11 protein-coding genes are annotated in these 20245 nt (G+C 45.0%); 10 read left to right on the top strand and 1 reads right to left on the bottom strand.

Annotated elements, in window-relative coordinates:
* From L4C44_RS15840 to tldD, 9 genes are all read left to right on the top strand, one after another.
* Positions 1–4311 carry a DUF6701 domain-containing protein gene (locus L4C44_RS15840; RefSeq protein ID WP_428805349.1) on the top strand — a complete coding sequence of 1437 codons (4311 nt, stop codon included), beginning with the start codon at positions 1–3 and terminating at the stop codon, positions 4309–4311.
* A 150-nt stretch (positions 4312–4461) separates the two neighbouring features.
* Positions 4462–5505 carry a rod shape-determining protein gene (locus L4C44_RS15835; protein WP_017062957.1) on the top strand — a complete coding sequence of 348 codons (1044 nt, stop codon included), beginning with the start codon at positions 4462–4464 and terminating at the stop codon, positions 5503–5505.
* A 94-nt stretch (positions 5506–5599) separates the two neighbouring features.
* Entirely contained in the window at positions 5600–6487 is an 888-nt protein-coding gene (gene mreC / locus L4C44_RS15830) for a rod shape-determining protein MreC (protein ID WP_004735927.1), read from the top strand.
* Entirely contained in the window at positions 6477–6965 is a 489-nt protein-coding gene (gene mreD / locus L4C44_RS15825; RefSeq protein ID WP_004735926.1) for a rod shape-determining protein MreD, read from the top strand. Before mreC ends, mreD begins: the two co-directional genes overlap by 11 nt.
* Before the next feature lie 7 nt (positions 6966–6972).
* The gene (locus L4C44_RS15820; RefSeq protein ID WP_428805348.1) at positions 6973–7596 is read left to right on the top strand and encodes a Maf family protein; all 624 of its coding nucleotides are present in this window, start codon (positions 6973–6975) and stop codon (positions 7594–7596) included.
* 20 nt (positions 7597–7616) lie between these two features.
* Positions 7617–9086: a ribonuclease G gene (gene rng, locus L4C44_RS15815; RefSeq protein ID WP_017061363.1), complete on the top strand. Its 1470-nt coding sequence runs from the start codon at positions 7617–7619 to the stop codon at positions 9084–9086.
* Between the two features lie 10 nt (positions 9087–9096).
* Positions 9097–12969, top strand: coding sequence for a YhdP family protein (locus tag L4C44_RS15810; protein ID WP_428805347.1), 3873 nt, complete (start codon positions 9097–9099; stop codon positions 12967–12969).
* Positions 12970–13043: 74 nt separating this feature from the next.
* On the top strand, positions 13044–13856 hold the full coding sequence (locus L4C44_RS15805; protein ID WP_146490473.1) for a carbon-nitrogen hydrolase family protein: 813 nt from the start codon (positions 13044–13046) through the stop codon (positions 13854–13856).
* A gap of 19 nt (positions 13857–13875) precedes the next feature.
* Positions 13876–15321 carry a metalloprotease TldD gene (gene tldD, locus L4C44_RS15800; protein ID WP_017061366.1) on the top strand — a complete coding sequence of 482 codons (1446 nt, stop codon included), beginning with the start codon at positions 13876–13878 and terminating at the stop codon, positions 15319–15321.
* 120 nt (positions 15322–15441) lie between these two features.
* On the opposite strand, the gene L4C44_RS15795 is transcribed toward tldD, so the two are convergent.
* Positions 15442–16821, bottom strand: a complete 1380-nt coding sequence (locus L4C44_RS15795) for a PhoH family protein (RefSeq protein ID WP_327784252.1) — start codon at positions 16819–16821, stop codon at positions 15442–15444.
* 466 nt (positions 16822–17287) lie between these two features.
* On the opposite strand from L4C44_RS15795, the gene rapA reads away from it, so the two are divergent.
* Entirely contained in the window at positions 17288–20197 is a 2910-nt protein-coding gene (gene rapA, locus L4C44_RS15790; protein WP_048657968.1) for an RNA polymerase-associated protein RapA, read from the top strand.
* The last annotated feature ends 48 nt before the right edge of the window (positions 20198–20245 follow it).

The raw sequence follows: 20245 nt of genomic DNA, 5'->3' as shown, positions 1-20245 counted from the left end.
ATGAACTTGTTTAGGTATGTAGCTATCTTCTTTTGTTTGTTTTTTGTAGGAAATACTTACGCAAATCAATGTTCTAACTTGAAGGGGAATGAGGATTTTACCATTTCATTCCAGGTAGAAGGTGATGATGACTATCAAGATTTTTATTTAAAACAAGGTAGCCATGGGCATGTCATTTGGTATACAAACCATAAAAGGTCGGATCCATCATATATTTTCAATGAGCAAAATCTGATTGATGATCGCCTGTATGAAGTAACAATTACTAATGATGCTTCTAATGATGAAGTTAAATACTATCGACGAGATATTGATAGTGGATTAGGTGCTAGCCTTATTGAAACTAAGTACGAATCTTTGAAAAATGGTAGCTTATCTCCGGTCTATGATGATGACGATATTACTAACGTCAGTTGTAGTGACGGCATATCCCCTCCGCAGCCACCCCCTGTGAACTTAAACCCTCAGTTTGAGTTTGGTACTCTAACTGATACAGAGTGTACTACGTCTCAAAATGGCCAACGTACTTGTACGATTATTTTTGATAACACTTATGATTCGGCTAAGCCAAAGCCATTAGTCTTCGTTATGCCTACTATCGATGCAGGTCTATCTAAGCTGTCTCTTAATCAAACTGAATTACCTTCAACAGCTTCCGTTACTGCTACTACAAGACTAACTGCCACCATTGTTCAAGAGGTTGCCCCTCATCGAAATGCAGCGAATCACGTTAATTTTGTAAATGATGCCCCAATGCATAATATTGATTACTTTGTTATTGAACCTGGAGTTATCACCCTAGGTAACAAGGCGAAGATAGTCGCAGGATCGATTGAAACTAAGGTTGCCGCTTCATATATTCAAAGTGAACGAGGCAACAAAGTTACGATTAACTATCAGGATTATGGCTTACCTTCCAACTTCTCCAATACTCCGGGGGTTCTTGTTCAACCTCAAACCAAAAGAAACAGTTCTAAGTGGTTTACTGGTATGGCTAGAGAGGTCAAAAAAGATAGATTTTTCTTGTCACTAGAGAAGTCAGAGGTGACGAATAACAATAACCTTACTCAGAAAGAGACCGTGGGTTTCGTTGCTGGTGAGGGGAACGGGTTTATTCAAGGTGCACGTTTTTGGTTAGGAGATGGGCAGACTCTCAAAACGACCGAACTTAATGAGAAGGTCATCTCTCCTATTGAGCAGGGATGTTTAGAATATACCGATATAGCATTTGCGGGTTTTGATGCCCCACCGATTCTAGTTGCTAACAAGAACTCTCGTGACGGTAATAATGGCGGTTGGTTGCGTCGTTGCGATGTCACTAAAAACAAAGTCTACTTCGTAGTTGAAGAGGACATGGATAAAGATAAAGAGCGTGGTCACGTAAAAGAAGACGTTGGTTTCTTCATGTTTGACAGGCCTAATGACATCGGGATTTGTGAAGGTTTTAATAATAAAAGTCCTGTACAAACATGGAAAGGCTCCAATGGGAGTTTGGAAATCAATGGTTCTCCCCAAATAGTAGGGGCGCTGAGAGATGGCGGGAATCGTTATGTAGGCTTTTTAAATTCGAATACCAATGATAGAACGGGTGTCGCTTGTGAAGGCCAGCAATGCTTCGGCTTAGATGATTTACTTATTGATAAAGAAGCATTAGAAGATGTACCAGATAATTTAGGCAACTCGTTAGATATCCCTTATACCCACAATGTCACTTCCTTACCTATCACTGTTGGTGGTGTGAAGATCTACGAATATGACAGCATCTCAATTGGTACTGGTGCTGTGGTCGAAATAGAGTCTGGTAAATATAAAATTGGCACACTTAATATCAATGGCACGGGGGAATTACGCGTCAAGAGTGGCGATACGGTGACCGTCTTTACTAAAAGCTTATCTGTAAACAACGGTAGCTATATCGGTGTTCCAATTGTTAATTGGAGCGGGGATAAGCCCATTCTAGCTGGAGATACACACTTTAGGGTCAACGTATTACAAAGTGGTTCCAGTTTTGTCAGTTTAAATAGCAGTGGCTCTGCAAATAAAACCACGTTTGTAGGTCTGTTATACAGCGAACAGAATGTTGACATGAGCGGTACAGCAAGAGTGTATGGTGCTGTTTCTGCTAAATCAGTCAATATGTCATCAAGCTCTTTAATTCATGCTGAGACCAGCTGTATTGTGCCTGTCGATGATTATGATATAGATATTTCCCCTGCGACGGATCTAGCCTTGATGTGTGGCGACGACTCCCCTCAATTTACGATTAACACTTCGAATAATGGTGTGGCAGAAAGTCTAGGGGTGACTATAGATATCACGCCAAGCCCTGAGGAGTTTGATGTTTCTGTCATACAAGGCTCAGGTACTTACCCTAATTATGTTTCTAATAATGATGGTGAATTAACTTTAAAAGTTGTCGCTAAAGATACTGCCAATATTGACTTTGATACAGGTTATAAGCTAAAGGCGACATTAGTGGATGATTCTGGCAAAGAGGTAGAAAGTCAGTTCAAGTTCGTACCATTTAAATTCTCTTTAGTGGATGGCAATATTCCAACGAATCGTCTTGACGTTATTGCGGGGCAGGCTACACCGACAGTAACTAAAGTTTTAGCGTGTGATTCTGGTGATTCAATTGTTGTTGCTGAAAACTATACAGGTGAGGCTGGGGATGAAATTACCATTACTCACAAGCTTGATAGTTCTTGGAGTGGTTCTGATGGCTCGCTGACTTACTTACCAGAGTTCAAAAAAGGTAGCGCCTCAACTGACTTAACTATCTCTGAATCAGGGCTTTTCAACGTCACTTTAAAAGACAATAGTTTTGATTGTACTGGTTTTGCTGGCTGCCCCGAAGATGGGAGTTACGATGTTGAAGGGAGTTTCTCTGTTTACTCTCGCCCGTGGAAATTTGCAATTTGTACGAATAAGAGTTCGGACGGAAACAGTAACGATAAAGACTCAGACAGTTTCAGTAGTGCGGGAGAGTCATTCGATGTTTATGCTCGCCCAATAAAGCATACAAATTCATCTGCAGTTTGTACTGACGATAACTTGTTGACGAACAATTACTTTAAGTCGACAGCAAGCGTAAAAGTTACAACGACTTTAGATACCCCTCTAATTGCGGATTACCCTGACGCTGAGTTGGGTGATTTAACCCCGGTAGCTCAGCTAACTAAACAAATTTCGTCGAATGACCAGGCTAATAAAGGTTATAAGTTCGAGAGTCTGAAATACTCAGAAGCGGGCAGCTTTAACTTCATTGCGACAGAAACTGGGAGTTTCTACGGTTCAATTTTAGGTGGCTTCTCTGGCAGTAAATCGATAGGTCGCTTTTATCCTAAATTCTTTGTTCAAGGTACTCCGGAATGGAATGTCGCCAATCAAAATGATATCGCATACTTAAGTCAACCATATGATTCTACAATTCACCAAGTATATCCAATGGCATCTGGTGAAAGTGATACGGATAATGCGCTCAATAACTACCGCTTCTTTAATGAAAACTTGCAAGCAAAGTTTGGTGTTGTAGATGATAGCAACATAGATAACGGCTTCTTGCTAGATACGGATGCCGGATCTTGGCCTGCTGATCGTAAACATTGGTTACTGAATGACAATGCAGCTGAGCTGCAACGAGTTACGGATTCAGATGATGTTAGCCGCAGAGATGGCCCTTTCAATACCAGTGATGCTAGCTCAATAGCCACTAATTTTGGTTTAACAGTGACAGGAGTAGATCCTGTGTCATTTACGGACTCTGATCCTGTGACCGATTCGGCAGTATTCCCAGTCCAACCTCCGGCCCGCTATGGCCGAATGGTACTCGATGATATTGGTGGCAACTCAGGTACTACTCTAACGATTCCACTTCGTGCTGAGTTTTGGGATGGCAGTGAGTTTGTTGTGAACGAGGATGATGATCGCAGTACTTTCAATGGTTCAAATGTTTGTAAGCAAGTCATTTGGACCAGTAATGATGTGAAAACCACATTAGCTTCACTTAGTGGCAGTGGAGATGTAAATGATGGTGAAGAAGAAGTAACTGCGGTTCAAAATACGCCGACTGGTACGGATGCACCACGAGAACAGGTTCGTTTGTGGCTAAGAATGGATGACTCGGAGCCAAGCAAGAAGACGGGCGAAAATGACATATTATGTTCTGGTAGCGATCAAGACCAGCCATGGCTGCGTTACAACTGGCGACACTTGGGGGACGAAGATCCCTCCACGGTCGTCACATTTGGTATCTATCGTGGTAACGATCGTGTGATCTACCGAGGTGAAAGTGGCTTAACAGGTCAGTAATAATATAATTTTTGCCCCTTAAGTTAGGAATCTGTAAGAAATTGCGGGTTTCAGTCCATGTTTGTACTTCAATGCCTTGCCGTAACAGCAAGGCATTGGTACATTTAGTGCAATTTTTGTCTTCTAATTCTTGCAGGATGAGCGAAGAATATGTTTAAAAAACTTCGTGGCATGTTTTCAAACGACCTATCGATTGATTTAGGTACAGCCAATACCCTTATTTATGTAAAAGGCCAAGGCATTGTTCTTGATGAGCCTTCAGTTGTAGCTATTCGCCAAGATCGTGCGGGTTCTGCAAAGAGTGTCGCTGCTGTTGGCCACGCTGCTAAGCAAATGCTTGGTCGTACGCCTGGTAACATCTCAGCGATCCGTCCAATGAAAGACGGTGTAATTGCCGACTTTTACGTAACGGAAAAAATGCTCCAGCACTTCATTAAACAAGTGCATGACAACAGTGTGCTTAAACCAAGCCCTCGCGTTTTGGTTTGTGTTCCTTGTGGTTCTACGCAAGTAGAGCGTCGTGCTATCCGTGAATCAGCACTAGGTGCTGGTGCTCGTGAAGTTTACTTAATCGATGAACCAATGGCTGCAGCGATCGGTGCTGGCCTACGTGTCTCTGAACCAACAGGTTCAATGGTTGTTGATATCGGTGGTGGTACTACTGAAGTTGCGGTTATCTCGCTAAATGGTGTGGTTTATTCGTCTTCTGTTCGTATCGGCGGTGACCGTTTTGATGAAGCGATCATCAACTACGTTCGTCGTAACTACGGCAGCTTGATCGGTGAAGCGACAGCAGAGAAGATCAAACACGAAATCGGTTCAGCTTACCCTGGCGATGAAGTAGAAGAGATCGAAGTGCGTGGTCGTAACCTTGCTGAAGGTGTACCTCGTAGCTTTAGCCTAAATTCAAACGAAATCCTTGAAGCACTTCAAGAGCCTCTATCTGGCATCGTATCTGCAGTCATGGTTGCGCTAGAACAGTGTCCACCAGAGCTGGCTTCTGATATCTCAGAAAATGGTATGGTACTAACAGGTGGTGGTGCACTGCTTAAAGACCTTGATCGTCTGCTAACTGAAGAAACAGGTATCCCTGTTGTTGTTGCAGAAGAGCCATTAACGTGTGTTGCTCTAGGTGGTGGTAAAGCTCTAGAGATGATCGACATGCACGGCGGCGATCTGTTCAGCGAAGAATAGTATCTAGTGTTAGGCTCTTTTCTTACCTAGTTTTATGTAAAGAGCCTAGGACCTTGTCTATAGGATCAAATGTAGCTCTAGGACCAAATATAGAATGAAGCCAATTTTTGGTAGAGGTCCCTCTCTACAATTGCGCCTGTTTTTTGCTGTAATTTTATCAGCCAGCCTTATGCTGGCTGATAGTCGTTTAGATGCTTTCTCAAATGTTCGCTATCTATTAAACAGCATGGTTGCCCCAATTCAATATGCAGCTAACCTTCCTCGTACGATGTTTGACGGTGTATACGACCGTTTTAGCACTCGTAAAGGGCTAATCGAATCAAACCATAATATTAAACGAGAAGTCTTGCGACTGAAGAGCGAGCTGATTTTGCTTGAGCAATATCAAGAAGAAAACAAGCGCCTTCGTAAGCTGTTAGGATCTCCGTTTATCCGTGATGAGAAGAAAGTCGTTACAGAAGTTATGGCGGTAGACACTTCACCATATCGTCATCAAGTCGTGATCGACAAAGGTCAGATTGATGGAGTGTATGAAGGTCAGCCGGTGATCAACGAGAAAGGCATTGTTGGCCAAGTGACTTTTGTTGCTGCTCATAATAGCCGTGTCTTACTGCTAACGGATGCAAACAATGCGATTCCCGTCCAGGTTATCCGTAATGATATCCGTGTGATTGCTTCTGGCAATGGCATGATTGATGAAATCCAGCTAGAGCACATTCCAACCAGTACCGATATACAGGAAGAAGATCTGTTGGTGACATCGGGTCTTGGTGGAGTCTATCCAGAAGGTTATCCAGTCGCCTATGTTACTGCCGTTGATTACGATCCAAAACGAGAGTTCGCCGTTATCAAAGCAGAGCCTGTGGTTGAGTTCGATAAGCTCAGATACTTGTTGCTTGTATGGCCTGATGAAAATAAACAGATGCAAGCGGATCAATCCAGCATAGAACAAGCATTGTTAGAGGGTGAAGATGGCCAATAGCGTTTTGAGAAGCAAGGTCGTAATTGGCTGCTCATTTTTAGTAGCCCTTATTCTGCAAACGATCCCTTGGCCTGGTAGCTTAGATCTATTTAGACCATCTTGGTTGCTGCTGGTTACGTGTTACTGGGTTTTGGCTCTGCCACATCGTGTTAACGTAGGTAGTGCTTTGATTCTAGGCTTATTGTGGGACCTTTTGATCGGTTCTACTCTGGGTATTCGAGGTATGATGATGGCAATAGTGATGTACATTATTGCGATGAACTTCCTCGTTATTCGTAACATGGCGCTATGGCAGCAAGCGATGATCATTGCTGCGTTAACGGTGTTGTTTGAGGTATTGATCTTCTTTGGTGAATATTTGATCCAAGATGTCGTTTTCAACCCATTATCGCTATGGAGCGCATTGATAAACTGTATACTTTGGCCTTGGATGTTTTTATTAATGAGACGCGTGCGTCGCCATTGGCATGTGAGGTAGCGTGACAATGCAAAAGAAACATTTAGTTTTGGCATCCGGTTCACCACGCCGCAAAGAATTACTATCGCAACTCGGTTATGAGTTCTCTGTCCTTGTAACCGATGTTGAAGAGTGTAAACACGCTCAAGAAACCGCCGAAGAGTATGTTAAGCGACTATCTTTAGATAAAGCCTTAGCGGCATTGTCTTTATTGAAAGATAACCCTTCTGAAAGGCAGCATGTCGTTCCTAGTTCTGATACTGTAGATAATGGCTCTGATATAGTCGTTCTTGGTTCTGACACAGTCGTCGTTAGCCAAGGGCAAGTGCTTGAGAAGCCCAGCGATTTTGCTGACTCTAAGCGTATGCTTACTCAGTTAGCGAATGAACGTCACCAAGTGATGACAGCGGTTTCTGTGGTTTCAGAAGAAAAACAAAGAACAGAAATCATTATTACCGACGTATGGTTTAAACCCCTCAGTGAAAAAGAAATAGAACAATACTGGCAAACAGGGGAGCCATGCGATAAAGCCGGTAGCTATGGGATCCAAGGTTTGGGCGGACGCTTCGTTACCCGAATCGAAGGTAGTTATTATGCCGTTGTCGGCTTACCTTTATTTGAAACGGATCAGCTACTGCAAGAATTCCTATAATTACTAATCTGAGGTGCACCATGAGTGCTGAATTGTTGCTGAACGTGACCCCGAGTGAAACTCGTGTGGCCATGATTGAAGGGGGGGCTCTTCAAGAGATCCATGTCGAACGAGATGCTCGACGCGGTATCGTAGGAAATATCTATAAAGGACGTGTAAGCCGTGTTCTTCCGGGAATGCAGGCGGCTTTTGTGGATATAGGCCTTGAGAAAGCAGCTTTTTTACACGCCTCTGATATTGTTCCACACACTGAATGTGTTGCTGAAAATGAAAAGAAGCAGTTTCAAGTTCGTGACATTTCAGAACTTGTTCGCCAAGGGCAAGACATTGTGGTGCAAGTGGTCAAAGACCCTCTTGGTACTAAAGGTGCCCGCTTAACCACTGATATCACTCTACCGTCTCGTTATCTGGTATTTATGCCGGGCGCAAGTCATGTTGGTGTATCTCAACGTATCGACAGTGAGTCTGAACGCAACCGTCTTAAAAAAGTTGTGTCTCGTTACTGTGACGAACACGGTGGCTTCATCATCCGTACCGCAGCAGAAGGTGCAGACTCAAATGAGTTGGCACAAGATGCCGCCTTCTTGAAGCGACTGTGGCTAAAAGTATTAGAGCGTCGTGGAAAACACAAAGCGCGTACTCGCTTGTATGGTGAGCTTTGCTTAAGCCAACGTATCTTACGTGACTTCGTCGGTACTGAACTGAGCAAGATTCAGGTCGATTCTCGTCTAGAATATGAAAACTTAAAAGAGTTTACCTCTGAATACGTGCCTGAACTGACAGACAAGCTTGAGCTGTATGAAGGTGATAAGCCAATTTTTGATATGTACGATACCGAGAACGAAATTCAGCGTTCATTGGATCGTAAAGTTGAATTAAAGTCTGGTGGATATCTGATTATCGACCAAACTGAAGCGATGACCACGGTTGATATCAACACTGGCGCGTTTGTTGGTCGCCGTAATTTAGAAGAGACGATTTTCAACACCAACGTAGAAGCAACTCAGGCGATTGCTCGCCAGCTACGTTTGCGTAACCTAGGTGGCATCATCATTATCGACTTTATTGATATGTTGTCTGAGGAACATCGTAAGCGAGTACTAACTTCTTTAGAGGCTGCGCTCGACAAAGACCGTGTAAAAACCAATATTAATGGCTTCACGCAGCTTGGTTTGGTTGAGATGACTCGTAAACGTACTCGTGAAAGTATTGAGCATATCCTGTGTTCTAGCTGTCCTGCTTGTGAAGGTCGCGGCAGTGTGAAGACAGTTGAAACCGTTTGTTATGAAATTCTTCGAGAGATCACGCGAGTGAATCGTGCGTACGACGCCGATAAATTTGTGGTCTATGCGGCAGCTGCCGTGGCTGAGGCGTTAGAGGGCGATGAATCTCATGCGCTTGCCGAGCTTGAAGTGTTTATTGGTAAGCAAGTTAAAATTCAGGCTGAGCCTCTGTACATACAAGAGCAGTTTGATGTTGTTATGATGTAATGGAAATTTTGTGAGCTCAAGCGTTACTCTGATTCTACGTGCATGTTTATGGTTAGTGGTTACTCTCTTGGTAACACTAGCCATTGCCGTAACTACACTGCGTGTAGCCTTACCTAATTTAAATAAGTATCAATCTGAAATTGAGCTTTGGGTAAACCAACATTCCGGTTTTGAGTTTTCTATTCAAGACGTGGGCGGTTTTTGGCGTAACACTCACCCTTCTATTGCTCTGCAAGGCGTTAAAGCTAGCCTCCCCAAGGCAGAAGATGTGACCTTCTCTGTTGAGCGTGTTGAAGTCGAGTTTGACTTGATTCAATCGCTCGTGCAGATGCGCCCGGTTGTGGCAGATCTAGTCATGAATCAAATGTATCTTGATATCCGCTCTATTGATCTGTTTGCCGGACAAAATGGCAAAGACGAACCTAAAGATCCTGGATCTTCCAAGCGAGTGATACAAGAGCTCGATAATTTGCTTCTGAAAACTTTGGTGGATGTGACCGCTAAAGATTCCTCTCTTTTATATCGAACTATTTCTGACGAAGAACGTCAGCTTGATATCGAAACTCTGAAATGGCAAAACTCTGGTAAGCATCACCTTGCGGAAGGCGTGGTGAGTATCAAAGATGCCAATCTAAACTCTTTGTCAGTGAGCGCTAACTTTGTTGATGGCGGCTCGTTAACGGATATGACGGGCGAGTTTTATGTCAGTGCGGACAGCATTTCGGTTAAGCCTTGGTTAACTCGTTATATGCAGGCGGAATCCGGTATTGAGACGGGCACTGTGAGCTTGAATAGCTGGCTAACACTGCGTAATAGCAAACCTGTGAGCGCTTATGTTGAAGTTCTGCCTTCAGAATTGACTTGGAACGAAGATGGCAAGCATGACCTGATGCTTGAGTCAGGTATCTTTAAGTTGTCTCCCATTGATGATGGTTGGCAAGTAAATGGCCACTCACTAAACCTTAGAACAGACGACACACCTTGGCCTGAACTCGACATTGCGTTCAAGTGGAACCAAGGTCCCTGGGAGCTCAATGTCTCTGAATTAAACATTGAGACAATTACGCCGTTGATTAAGCTGCTGCCTGACTCTGAACAATCAACCAAAATGATCAACGTATTGGCGCCGGGTGGTTCTGTCTCTGATATTCGCGTATCTATGGGGGCAGACATTGAGAGCCTGCGTTACTCTGCCAGTTTTTCTGAGCTGGCGATTGAGCAGTGGGAGTTAGTCCCCGGCTTTAGTCAAGTATCAGGTAGTGTGTTTGGTTCGGCTTCGGAAGCGAAAGCCAGCCTTCACGTTATTGACGATGTGTTTCCTTATGGCGATGTTTTTCAAGCGCCTCTGAATATCAAACAGGGTCAGGTTGATATTGTTTGGCAACAAGATGAGAGTGGCTGGAAACTGTGGTCGGATAAAATCACGGCAGCAACGCCAGATTTACAAGTACTAGGCGCATTCCGTTTGGACTTCCCAAAGGATGCGAGCCCATTCTTATCTTTCTACGGTGAAGCGGACGCTTACAATGTCGGTGAAACATGGCGTTATTTACCTACGCTGGCTCTTGGGCAAGATCTGACAGACTACCTTTCTACTGCGATTCAAGCGGGTAAAGCGGATACCGTAAAACTGTTGTGGCATGGTGATTTATCTCAATATCCATACACCAACCATGATGGTATTTTCCAAGTTTGGGTCGGATTAGAAGACGCTAAATTCAGTTTCGACACCGCGTGGCCACTGATTACTGACCTTCAGCTTGATCTGTTATTTGAAAATGATGCAATGCATCTAGATTCTCGCTCAGCACAGCTGATGGATGTGACAGCCGACCGGATCACTGGACGTATTCCTTATCTAGGGGAAGGCGGCCATATTGAGATTGAAGCGAAGGCAACGGCGTCTGGCAATGCGGTGCGTGATTATATGACGGCTTCGCCACTGGTTGACTCAGTGGGCGCAGCGTTAACCGCACTTCAAGTGAGTGGTGATGTCTCTTCCGAGTTCCAGCTCAATATCCCGTTTGATTCTGAAAAAGAAGCAAGAGCATGGGGTTATGCTGACCTTAGTGGCAACCATGTTGAGATTGAAGCGCCGCCAATGGTGCTTGAGAACACCACGGGCCGTATCGAGTTTGATAATGATGTAGTGACGGCAAATGGCCTCGCCGCTGATTTACTTAAGCAAGGTATATCACTCGACTTTAAAGGTCAGAATGATGGCCCTGGCTATGCTGTTGATATCGATGTGTTAGGTGATTGGGATGTTAAGCCTCTAGAACCTTACATTGGTGAGCAGTGGTTAAGTCGCTTGTCAGGCCATGCGCAATGGCAGAGCCAGATTGATATCCAACTTAATGATATCGGATTTACTTACCAACTTGATTTACAGTCTGATCTTAAATATCTGGCGAGCGATTACCCGTATCCACTGGCGAAAAAATCACTAGAAAGTGGGGCGGCAAGGCTACAAGCATCGGGCAATCAAGAAGCGATTACCGCGCGTCTGCAATTGCCGAACACTAAGTACCAAGCTGAGATTGATATTACAGGTGACGTTCCTGAGTTAACGGCGACTAATTTAGTTCTGGGCCGTGGTGGCTACAAAATTAGTCCTGTTGTAGGTCATCATGCGTTGATTCGTACTGACAAATTCAATGCTGATGATTGGTTATCGGTTGTAATGGAACCAGTGCAGCCATCTAATGCTGTGCTTAGCCAAATGAACACGCCAACCATTCCAGCACCAAGCCGTATTACCTTTGAGAGTAATGAGCTGATCTTGGGGGGGATATCTTGGAATGATGTCGATTTTAGCGCCCGCAAGAACAAGCAAGCGTGGCAAATGGAAGTCTCTAGCCAAGAGCTCGAAGGGGATATTAATTACCTGCCACCTTACGATTTGACCGTTTCACTGGATCGTCTACATCTGTTCGTTCCTGAATGGAGCGACAAGAAAAATCAAGAACAACTGCTGCAACGTAAAGCACAAGAAGCGCCATTGATCTCTGAGTTAGATAGGAAGATCCACGATGTGATGCCGAACCTGAAGCTGACCCTGAACGATTTTTGGCTGCAAGGCTATAAGGTTGGCAAGGTCGATGTTGAAATGACTAGGAACGCAGATCGTATTGAGTGGAACAAGATTCAGGTTCGAAGCGGTGGTAACAAAGCAGATGTTAGCGGCTGGTGGGAATTGCAAGGTGATAAGAGTCATTCATCGCTAGCCGTTGACGTTGAGGGTGAAAACAACAGTGAGTTAATGGAGCGCTTCGGCATTACTTCTGGGATTCAAAAAGCGCCATTCGCGCTAGAAGGTCAACTGAACTGGGATGGTTCGCCTTGGGGGATCAAAATGGACACCCTTGATGGCAACGTTAAAACCAAGTTTGGTAAAGGTATTATCTCGGATGTGAGCGGTGCGGCTCGCTTGCTTGGTCTGTTTAGCCTAGATTCGATCATCCGTAAGATGCAGCTCGATTTCTCAGATGTGTTTGATAAAGGCATGGCATTCAACAGCATCACAGGAACGGGTGAGATTCAAAATGGTATCTTCCTGACTAACGACCTCAATATGGATGCGGTGGCTGGTGAAATGAAGATCAAAGGTATCGCTAACCTCAACACACGACAGGTTGATGCTGAGGTGAACTTTACCCCAGATATTACCTCAGGTATTCCAGTATTAACGGCCTTTGCGGTAACTCCTCAAACGGCGCTGTACGTATTGGCGGTAACCACGGTTATTTCACCGGTTGTTGAGGTCTTTACTCAGGTTAACTATTCGGTGAAAGGCCCTCTGGATTCACCAACGGTGAGTGAGCTTTCTCGTAGCTCTGGTGAATTCCAGCTTCCAGAGAAACTCCGAAAATTGGCTGAATAGTTGTTAGACACTAGTGGGTTAATATACGACTAAAATTAAAATTCTGAATCATAATAAATGGAGAAGCGGTACACATGGATTGTGTTGGATTGATTCAAATGACTTCAGGCCCTGATCCTGAAAGCAATCTCGATTATCTCGCTCAAGAGATAGTTAAGTGCAAAGAGCTAGGCGCTAAGTGGGTCGTTTGCCCTGAAAACGCATTAGTTTTTGGCAGTAAAGCTGACTATCACCACTATGCTGAGCCTTTAAATGATGGACCTTTGCAAAAGAAAATTTCTGAGCTAGCAAAGCTTCACCGAATTTGGATCGTTATTGGTAGTATGCCGATAAGCACAGCTAAAGGTGTGACTACTACAACCTTGGTGATTGATGATTTTGGTGGTTTAGTCGCTCATTACGATAAGCTGCATATGTTTGATGTGGATGTCGCCGATGCGCATAAGTGTTATCGAGAGTCGGATATTTTCACACCAGGTGACCGAGTTGTGACAACGGAAACGCCTTTTGGTCGCTTAGGTTTGAGTATTTGTTATGATGTGCGCTTTCCTCACTTGTATTCAGAGTTACGTAAGCAAGGTGCACAAATCATGGTTGTACCTGCAGCGTTCACCGCTGTAACCGGTCAAGCGCACTGGGAAGCACTGTTAAGATGCCGCGCCATTGAAACACAATCGTGGATTGTCGCGGTGGGGCAAGGTGGTAAGCACCCTTGCCAAAGAGAGACATGGGGACACTCTATGGTGGTTGATCCCTGGGGACGAGTAGTCGCACAGTTAGACCAAGACCCTAAAAGTATGGTGGTTGAGATCGACATATCCAGTTGCGAGTCAATTAGGCAAAATATGCCAATCACGCAACACTCTCGATTCACCAATCAATTTTAATTACAAACAAGAGCCATCTATGAGCATTAATCAAATTGAAGAAGCGCTACTGAACCCGACAGGGCTTACGGAGCAAAATATCGCAGATACATTGGCGAGCATTGCTACCCGCCAAATTGATTATGCTGATATCTACTTTCAGTCAAGCTGGCACGAATCTTTGGTGCTAGAAGACAGCATTATTAAAGACGGCTCTTTCAATATCGATTGCGGTGTTGGCGTTCGTGCCGTATCTGGCGAAAAGACCGGTTTTGCTTACTCTGACCAAATTCAATTGGATGGTCTTAAGCAGAGCGCAATTGCGGCTCGCGGTATCGCTAAACAAGGTCAAAACGGCAAGGTTCAAGCGTTCAAACGCAACTCTAATCAAGCTTACTATGATGCAGTTAACCCGCTAGCGAGCTGGGAAAAACAGCAGAAAACAGAATTACTCAAATCATTAGATGCTTACATTCGCACTAAAGAACCTATGGTGACGGAAGTATCGGTGAGCCTAAGTGGTGTGCATGAGCAGATGTTGGTTGCTGCGACTGATGGGACTTACGCTGGCGATATTCGTCCGCTGGTTCGTCTATCTATTAGCGTACTGGCACAGAAGGGTGATCGTCGTGAGCGTGGTAGCGCTGGTGGTGGTGGCCGTTTTGGTTATGACTTCTTCTTAAGTGATGACAAAGGCACTCAAGTAGCTTATCAGTTTGCGGATGAAGCGATTCGCCAAGCATTAGTTAACCTTGAAGCGGTGGCTGCGCCTGCTGGTGCAATGCCTGTGGTTCTTGGTTCTGGCTGGCCGGGCGTTTTGCTGCATGAAGCGGTAGGCCATGGTTTAGAAGGTGATTTCAACCGTAAAGAGTCGTCAGTATTCTCTGGCAAAGTTGGTGAGCAAGTAACTTCAAGCCTATGTACGATTGTCGATGACGGCACATTAACGGATCTACGCGGTTCATTGAACGTCGATGATGAAGGTGTTAACGGTCAGTACAATACGCTAATCGAAAACGGAATCCTAAAGGGTTACATGCAAGATAAGTTGAACGCTCGTCTAATGGGTGTAGCACCGACAGGTAATGGTCGTCGTGAGTCATACGCGCACCTTCCAATGCCACGTATGACGAATACATACATGCTACCGGGCGAACACACGCCGGAAGAGATCATCGCGACGGTTGAGAAAGGTATCTACGCACCGAACTTCGGTGGCGGCCAGGTTGATATTACTTCAGGTAAGTTTGTATTTTCAGCTTCTGAAGCGTACATGATTGAAAACGGTAAGATCACTCATCCAGTGAAGGGCGCAACGCTAATAGGTTCTGGTATCGAGGCAATGCAGCAAGTATCTATGGTTGGTAACGACCTAAGCATCGACCGCGGTGTTGGTGTATGTGGTAAGGCTGGTCAAAGCGTACCTGTAGGTGTTGGTCAGCCAACATTGAAACTAGACTCTCTAACGGTTGGTGGTACTGAGTAATTTAGGTCAGCAGCACGAGTTAGCTTCAAAAACTCTCGTCATAAAATAGATTGAAAGCGCCTCCAATGTGAGGCGCTTTTTTGTTTTTAGGTTACTGATTCAGTGAACAAACATAACTGTCTACATGTTCTCTTCAGCAAACTCTGCCAGTCGGCTACGTACCACACCATTAAGGTGGATATTGGCACTGCCTTCGAAGTTTTTAAAACGCTCGACCATGTAGGTGAGGCCTGACGTCACAGGGGTTAAGTAGGAAGAATCTATCTGAGCCAGGTTTCCTGAACAGACGATCTTGGTACCTTCACCACAACGGGTGATGATGGTTTTGATTTGAGACGCGGTGAGGTTCTGACACTCATCCAGAAGTACAAACGCATTCTGGATCGAGCGGCCACGCATGAAGTTGATGGATTTGAACTGGATATTGGCTTTATCGCAGATGTATTTCATCGACCCTTCGGTACAGTGATCATTCTTGTGCAGCGCCTCGAGTGTATCGGTCACTGCAGCTAACCAAGGTAACATTTTCTCTTCCTCGGTTCCGGGAAGGAAACCAATGGATTCACCGATGTCCGGTGTGTTTCGGGTTACGATGATCTTATCGAAATGTTTGCGCTCAATGGTTTGTTCAAGAGCGGCTGCCATGGCAAGCAAGGTTTTCCCGCTCCCCGCAGCACCAGTTAAAATCACCAAATCAATATCGGGATCAAGTAAGGCATCAATCGCCATGCCTTGATAGACGTTCTTTGGTGTGATGTCCCATGCCCTGCGATTCATCAGTCTTTCGCGGCTGAGGTCTCTCAGGGTAATGCTTTCCGGCTCAATTTCTTCGACTCGAGCCGCAAAGTCACTCTCCTCGTCAATCACATATTGATTGAGGAAAGTGGGCTCGAACGGCGCTTTTGCTAAGGTGTGCAGCGTCTTTCCGCCTAAACTTCTGCTCTCGACATTATCGATACAATCCCAAAATGCGCCTTCCAGTTGTTGGAAGCCTTTGGTTAGATATTGGATATCATCAATCAGTTGGTCGGTTTGATAGTCCTCAACAAAACGGACACCGGCTCCTTTGGCTCGCAAACGCATGTTGATGTCTTTGGTAATAAGAACCACTTCGCGCGGCGCGCGTTTATTTTGAAGATAGAGGACGGCGTTGAGGATTCGGTTATCGCCTGCCTTGTCATCGGCGAAGGCTTTGATGCTTTCTTGAAGTTCGTAATCAGCGAGTATTGAAATACTGCCAGATGCGTTTATGTCTTTAGAAAAAGGGATGCCTTCCGATATTTGATCTGGTGTGGCTTCCCTGAACAGGTCTTCGAGTGTTCGAATCGCAATTCTCGCATCTCGAGCAACGTCTCTTTTACTGTCTTTGATTCTGTCGAGTTCTTCTAGCACTGTCATGGGGATAACGACATCGTGCTCTTGGAAAGAAAATATAGCGAAGGGTTCGTGAAGTAGGATATTGGTGTCTAAAACAAATAGCTTCCGGTTGGTCTCGCCCATAGCATCTCCTTGCCGTAGTACGGCTTGCTTTGCATCGATTGAACGTAGATAAAGCTCATATAAAGATTAGTATCTGATTCTGGTGATAGTCAACTACTCACCTAAACTTCATCTAGAGGAACAGCGCCATATTGTGATGAGTGAATATGGCGTATTCGTTTGAGAGCAGCAATCTGCTACCTATAGATTAACCATGAATTTTTGACAGTTTGATTGCACTGGCGAAAACAGAAAAAAAGCACGAAATCATCTCCTTTAGGCGTGACCTAAATCACAGCATCGAGTAAGATTAGCGACCTTTTTCTGCACCATTTTCTTGAGATATTTATTATCTAGAGCGCACTTAAAAAGTGGCTGCAAACTAGGCATTTTTGGCTATATTTTTAGTTCAGGAGCGAGAACGTTCTTGTTTGAAACTGCAGTTAAAAAGACCAAATTCCAACTATAAGATTGAGGTAGTCGATTCATGACATTTGCTTTGGGGCAACGCTGGATAAGCGATACGGAGAGCGATTTAGGTTTAGGTACCGTTGTAGCAATGGATGCTCGCACAGTGACACTAATGTTTGCAGCGTCAGAAGAAAACCGTGTTTATGCACGTACTGATGCTCCCGTAACCCGAGTAACGTTTAATGTAGGCGATGTCATCGAATGCCAAGAAGGTTGGTCTCTGTCTGTCGAAGAAGTTATCGAAGACAAAGGACTGCTAACCTACTTAGGTACTCGCGAAGATACCCAAGAAACAGAAGTCACTCTGCGTGAAATCTTCTTAAGTAACCAGATCCGCTTTAACAAGCCACAAGATAAACTGTACGCAGGTCAAATCGACCGTATGGATAACTTCGTGTTGCGTTACCGCGCGTTGAGTAACCAGTACCAACAACACAAGAGCCCAATGCGCGGCTTGTGTGGTATGCGTGCTGGCTTGATCCCTCACCAGTTATACATCGCTCATGAAGTGGGCCGTCGTCACGCTCCGCGCGTTTTACTGGCTGATGAAGTTGGCCTAGGTAAAACCATCGAAGCGGGCATGATCATCCACCAACAGGTGTTGTCTGGCCGTGCTGAACGAATTCTGATTGTGGTTCCTGAAACTCTACAGCACCAATGGCTTGTCGAGATGATGCGTCGTTTCAATCTGCACTTCTCTATCTTCGATGAAGAGCGTTGTATTGAAGCGTTTGCTGAATCGGACAACCCATTTGATACCCAGCAGTACGTTCTGTGTTCTTTGGATTTCCTACGTAAGAGCCGTAAGCGCTACGAGCAAGCACTTGAAGGCGAGTGGGACTTGCTGGTTGTCGATGAAGCGCATCACCTTGAGTGGAGCCAAGACAAACCAAGCCGCGAATACCAGGTGGTTGAAGGCTTAGCGGAAAATACGTCTGGTGTGCTACTACTAACAGCAACGCCTGAACAACTAGGTCGTGAGAGTCACTTTGCACGTCTGCGTCTGCTTGATCCTGACCGCTTCTACGATTACGAAGCATTCGTTGAAGAAGAAGACCAATACGCACCGGTTGCTGATGCTGTTACTGCATTGTTCTCTGGTGTGAAGCTTGAAAACAGTGCGAAGAATCAGATTACTGAACTGCTTTCTGAGCAAGATGTAGAGCCGCTGTTCCGTGTTATCGAAGGTGATAGTAGCGAAGAAGAGCAAGCGTTAGCTCGCCAAGAATTAATTGATAACCTTATGGACCGCCATGGTACTGGCCGTGTTCTATTTAGAAACACGCGAGCTGCAATCAAAGGCTTCCCTAAGCGTAATGTAAACCTACTGCCGATGGAGATTCCAACGCAGTACACAACCTCAATGCGTGTATCGGGCATGATCGGTGGCAAGATGGCTCCCGAAGCTCGTGCTATGAAGATGCTGTACCCAGAAGAGATCTTCCAAGAGTTTGAAGGTGAAGACTCAAGCTGGTGGCAGTTCGATTCACGTGTTAACTGGTTGATTGAAAAAATCCAAGATAAGCGTAGTGAAAAGATCCTAGTGATCGCATCACGTGCAAGTACGGCGCTTCAATTAGAGCAAGCACTGCGTGAGCGTGAAGGTGTGCGTGCGACGGTATTCCACGAAGGCATGTCGATTCTAGAGCGTGATAAAGCTGCGGCTTACTTTGCTCAAGAAGAGGGCGGTGCTCAGGTTCTGATCTGTAGTGAAATCGGCTCTGAAGGTCGTAACTTCCAGTTCGCGAACCAGCTAGTAATGTTCGATCTTCCGTTCAACCCAGACTTGCTTGAACAACGTATTGGTCGTTTGGACCGTATCGGTCAGCTGCGTGACATCGACATCCATGTCCCTTACTTAAAAGGCACGTCACAGGCGATTCTTGCGCGTTGGTTTGATGAGGGTCTAAATGCATTTGCAGAGACATGTCCAACTGGTCGCACAGTTTACGACAAGTACTCAGATGTTCTTATCGAAATGCTGGCTTCTGGTAATACAGAGCAGCTTGATGAAGTGATTGAAGAGTCTGCCAAGCTAAATCAAAGCCTAAAAGCGGATCTAGAAAAAGGCCGCGATCGCCTATTAGAGATGCACTCAAACGGCGGCGACAAAGCACACGAAATCGCAGAGAAGATTGCATCAACTGATGGCGATACTAACCTAGTAACGTTTGCACTGAGCTTGTTCGACACGATTGGTTTGAACCAAGACGACAAGGGTGAAAATGCGCTAGTCGTGACACCATCTGAGCACATGATGGTACCAAGTTACCCTGGCTTACCATACGAAGGCGCAACCATCACGTTCGATCGTGATACAGCCCTTTCTCGTGAAGACATGAACTTCATCAGCTGGGAGCACCCAATGATTCAAGGCGGTATTGATCTGCTACTGAGTGAAGGTGTGGGTGCATCAGCGGTATCATTGTTGAAAAACAAAGCGCTGCCAGTGGGTACTATCCTGCTTGAGTTGGTTTACCTTGTCGATGCGCAAGCACCGAAACGCAGCGGTATCAGCCAGTTCCTGCCTAAGACACCAATTCGTTTGATGATGGATGGCCGTGGTAACGATCTCTCTGCTCAGGTTGAATTTGATAGCTTTAACCGTCAGCTAAGCCCTGTAAACCGTCACTTAGCGAGCAAGCTAGTGAACTCGGTACAAGGCGAGATTCACAAGCTAATCGAAGCGGGTGAGACGCATGTACTGCCGAAGGTTGAAGAAGTTCGTCAGCAAGCTCAGAAAGATATGCAAACTAACTTGAACGGTGAACTAGAGCGTCTACAAGCGCTTAAAGCTGTGAACCCGAATATTCGTGATGAAGAGCTTGAGGTTATCGAAGCTCAAATCAATGAACTGACAGGTTACATCAGCAAAGCTCAGGTTCAGCTAGATTCATTACGCTTGATTGTGGTTTCTCACAACTAGTTTGAATTAGCGAAATGCTTCAACGAAATAAGGCCTTCATTACGAAGG

It is taken from the genome of Vibrio satsumensis, from assembly GCF_050337435.1.
GTDB classification, from domain to species: Bacteria; Pseudomonadota; Gammaproteobacteria; order Enterobacterales; family Vibrionaceae; genus Vibrio; species Vibrio satsumensis.
The sequence above is the reverse complement of the archived record's forward strand: the minus strand, read 5'-3'. Positions and strand labels throughout refer to the sequence as shown.

Coding starts and splice junctions, on each gene's coding strand:
- L4C44_RS15840 (WP_428805349.1), top strand. CDS start 1: ATGAACTTGTTTAGGTATGTAGCTATCTTCTTTTGTTTGTTTTTTGTA.
- L4C44_RS15835 (WP_017062957.1), top strand. CDS start 4,462: ATGTTTAAAAAACTTCGTGGCATGTTTTCAAACGACCTATCGATTGAT.
- mreC (WP_004735927.1), top strand. CDS start 5,600: ATGAAGCCAATTTTTGGTAGAGGTCCCTCTCTACAATTGCGCCTGTTT.
- mreD (WP_004735926.1), top strand. CDS start 6,477: ATGGCCAATAGCGTTTTGAGAAGCAAGGTCGTAATTGGCTGCTCATTT.
- L4C44_RS15820 (WP_428805348.1), top strand. CDS start 6,973: ATGCAAAAGAAACATTTAGTTTTGGCATCCGGTTCACCACGCCGCAAA.
- rng (WP_017061363.1), top strand. CDS start 7,617: ATGAGTGCTGAATTGTTGCTGAACGTGACCCCGAGTGAAACTCGTGTG.
- L4C44_RS15805 (WP_146490473.1), top strand. CDS start 13,044: ATGGATTGTGTTGGATTGATTCAAATGACTTCAGGCCCTGATCCTGAA.
- tldD (WP_017061366.1), top strand. CDS start 13,876: ATGAGCATTAATCAAATTGAAGAAGCGCTACTGAACCCGACAGGGCTT.
- L4C44_RS15795 (WP_327784252.1), bottom strand. CDS start 16,821: ATGGGCGAGACCAACCGGAAGCTATTTGTTTTAGACACCAATATCCTA.
- rapA (WP_048657968.1), top strand. CDS start 17,288: ATGACATTTGCTTTGGGGCAACGCTGGATAAGCGATACGGAGAGCGAT.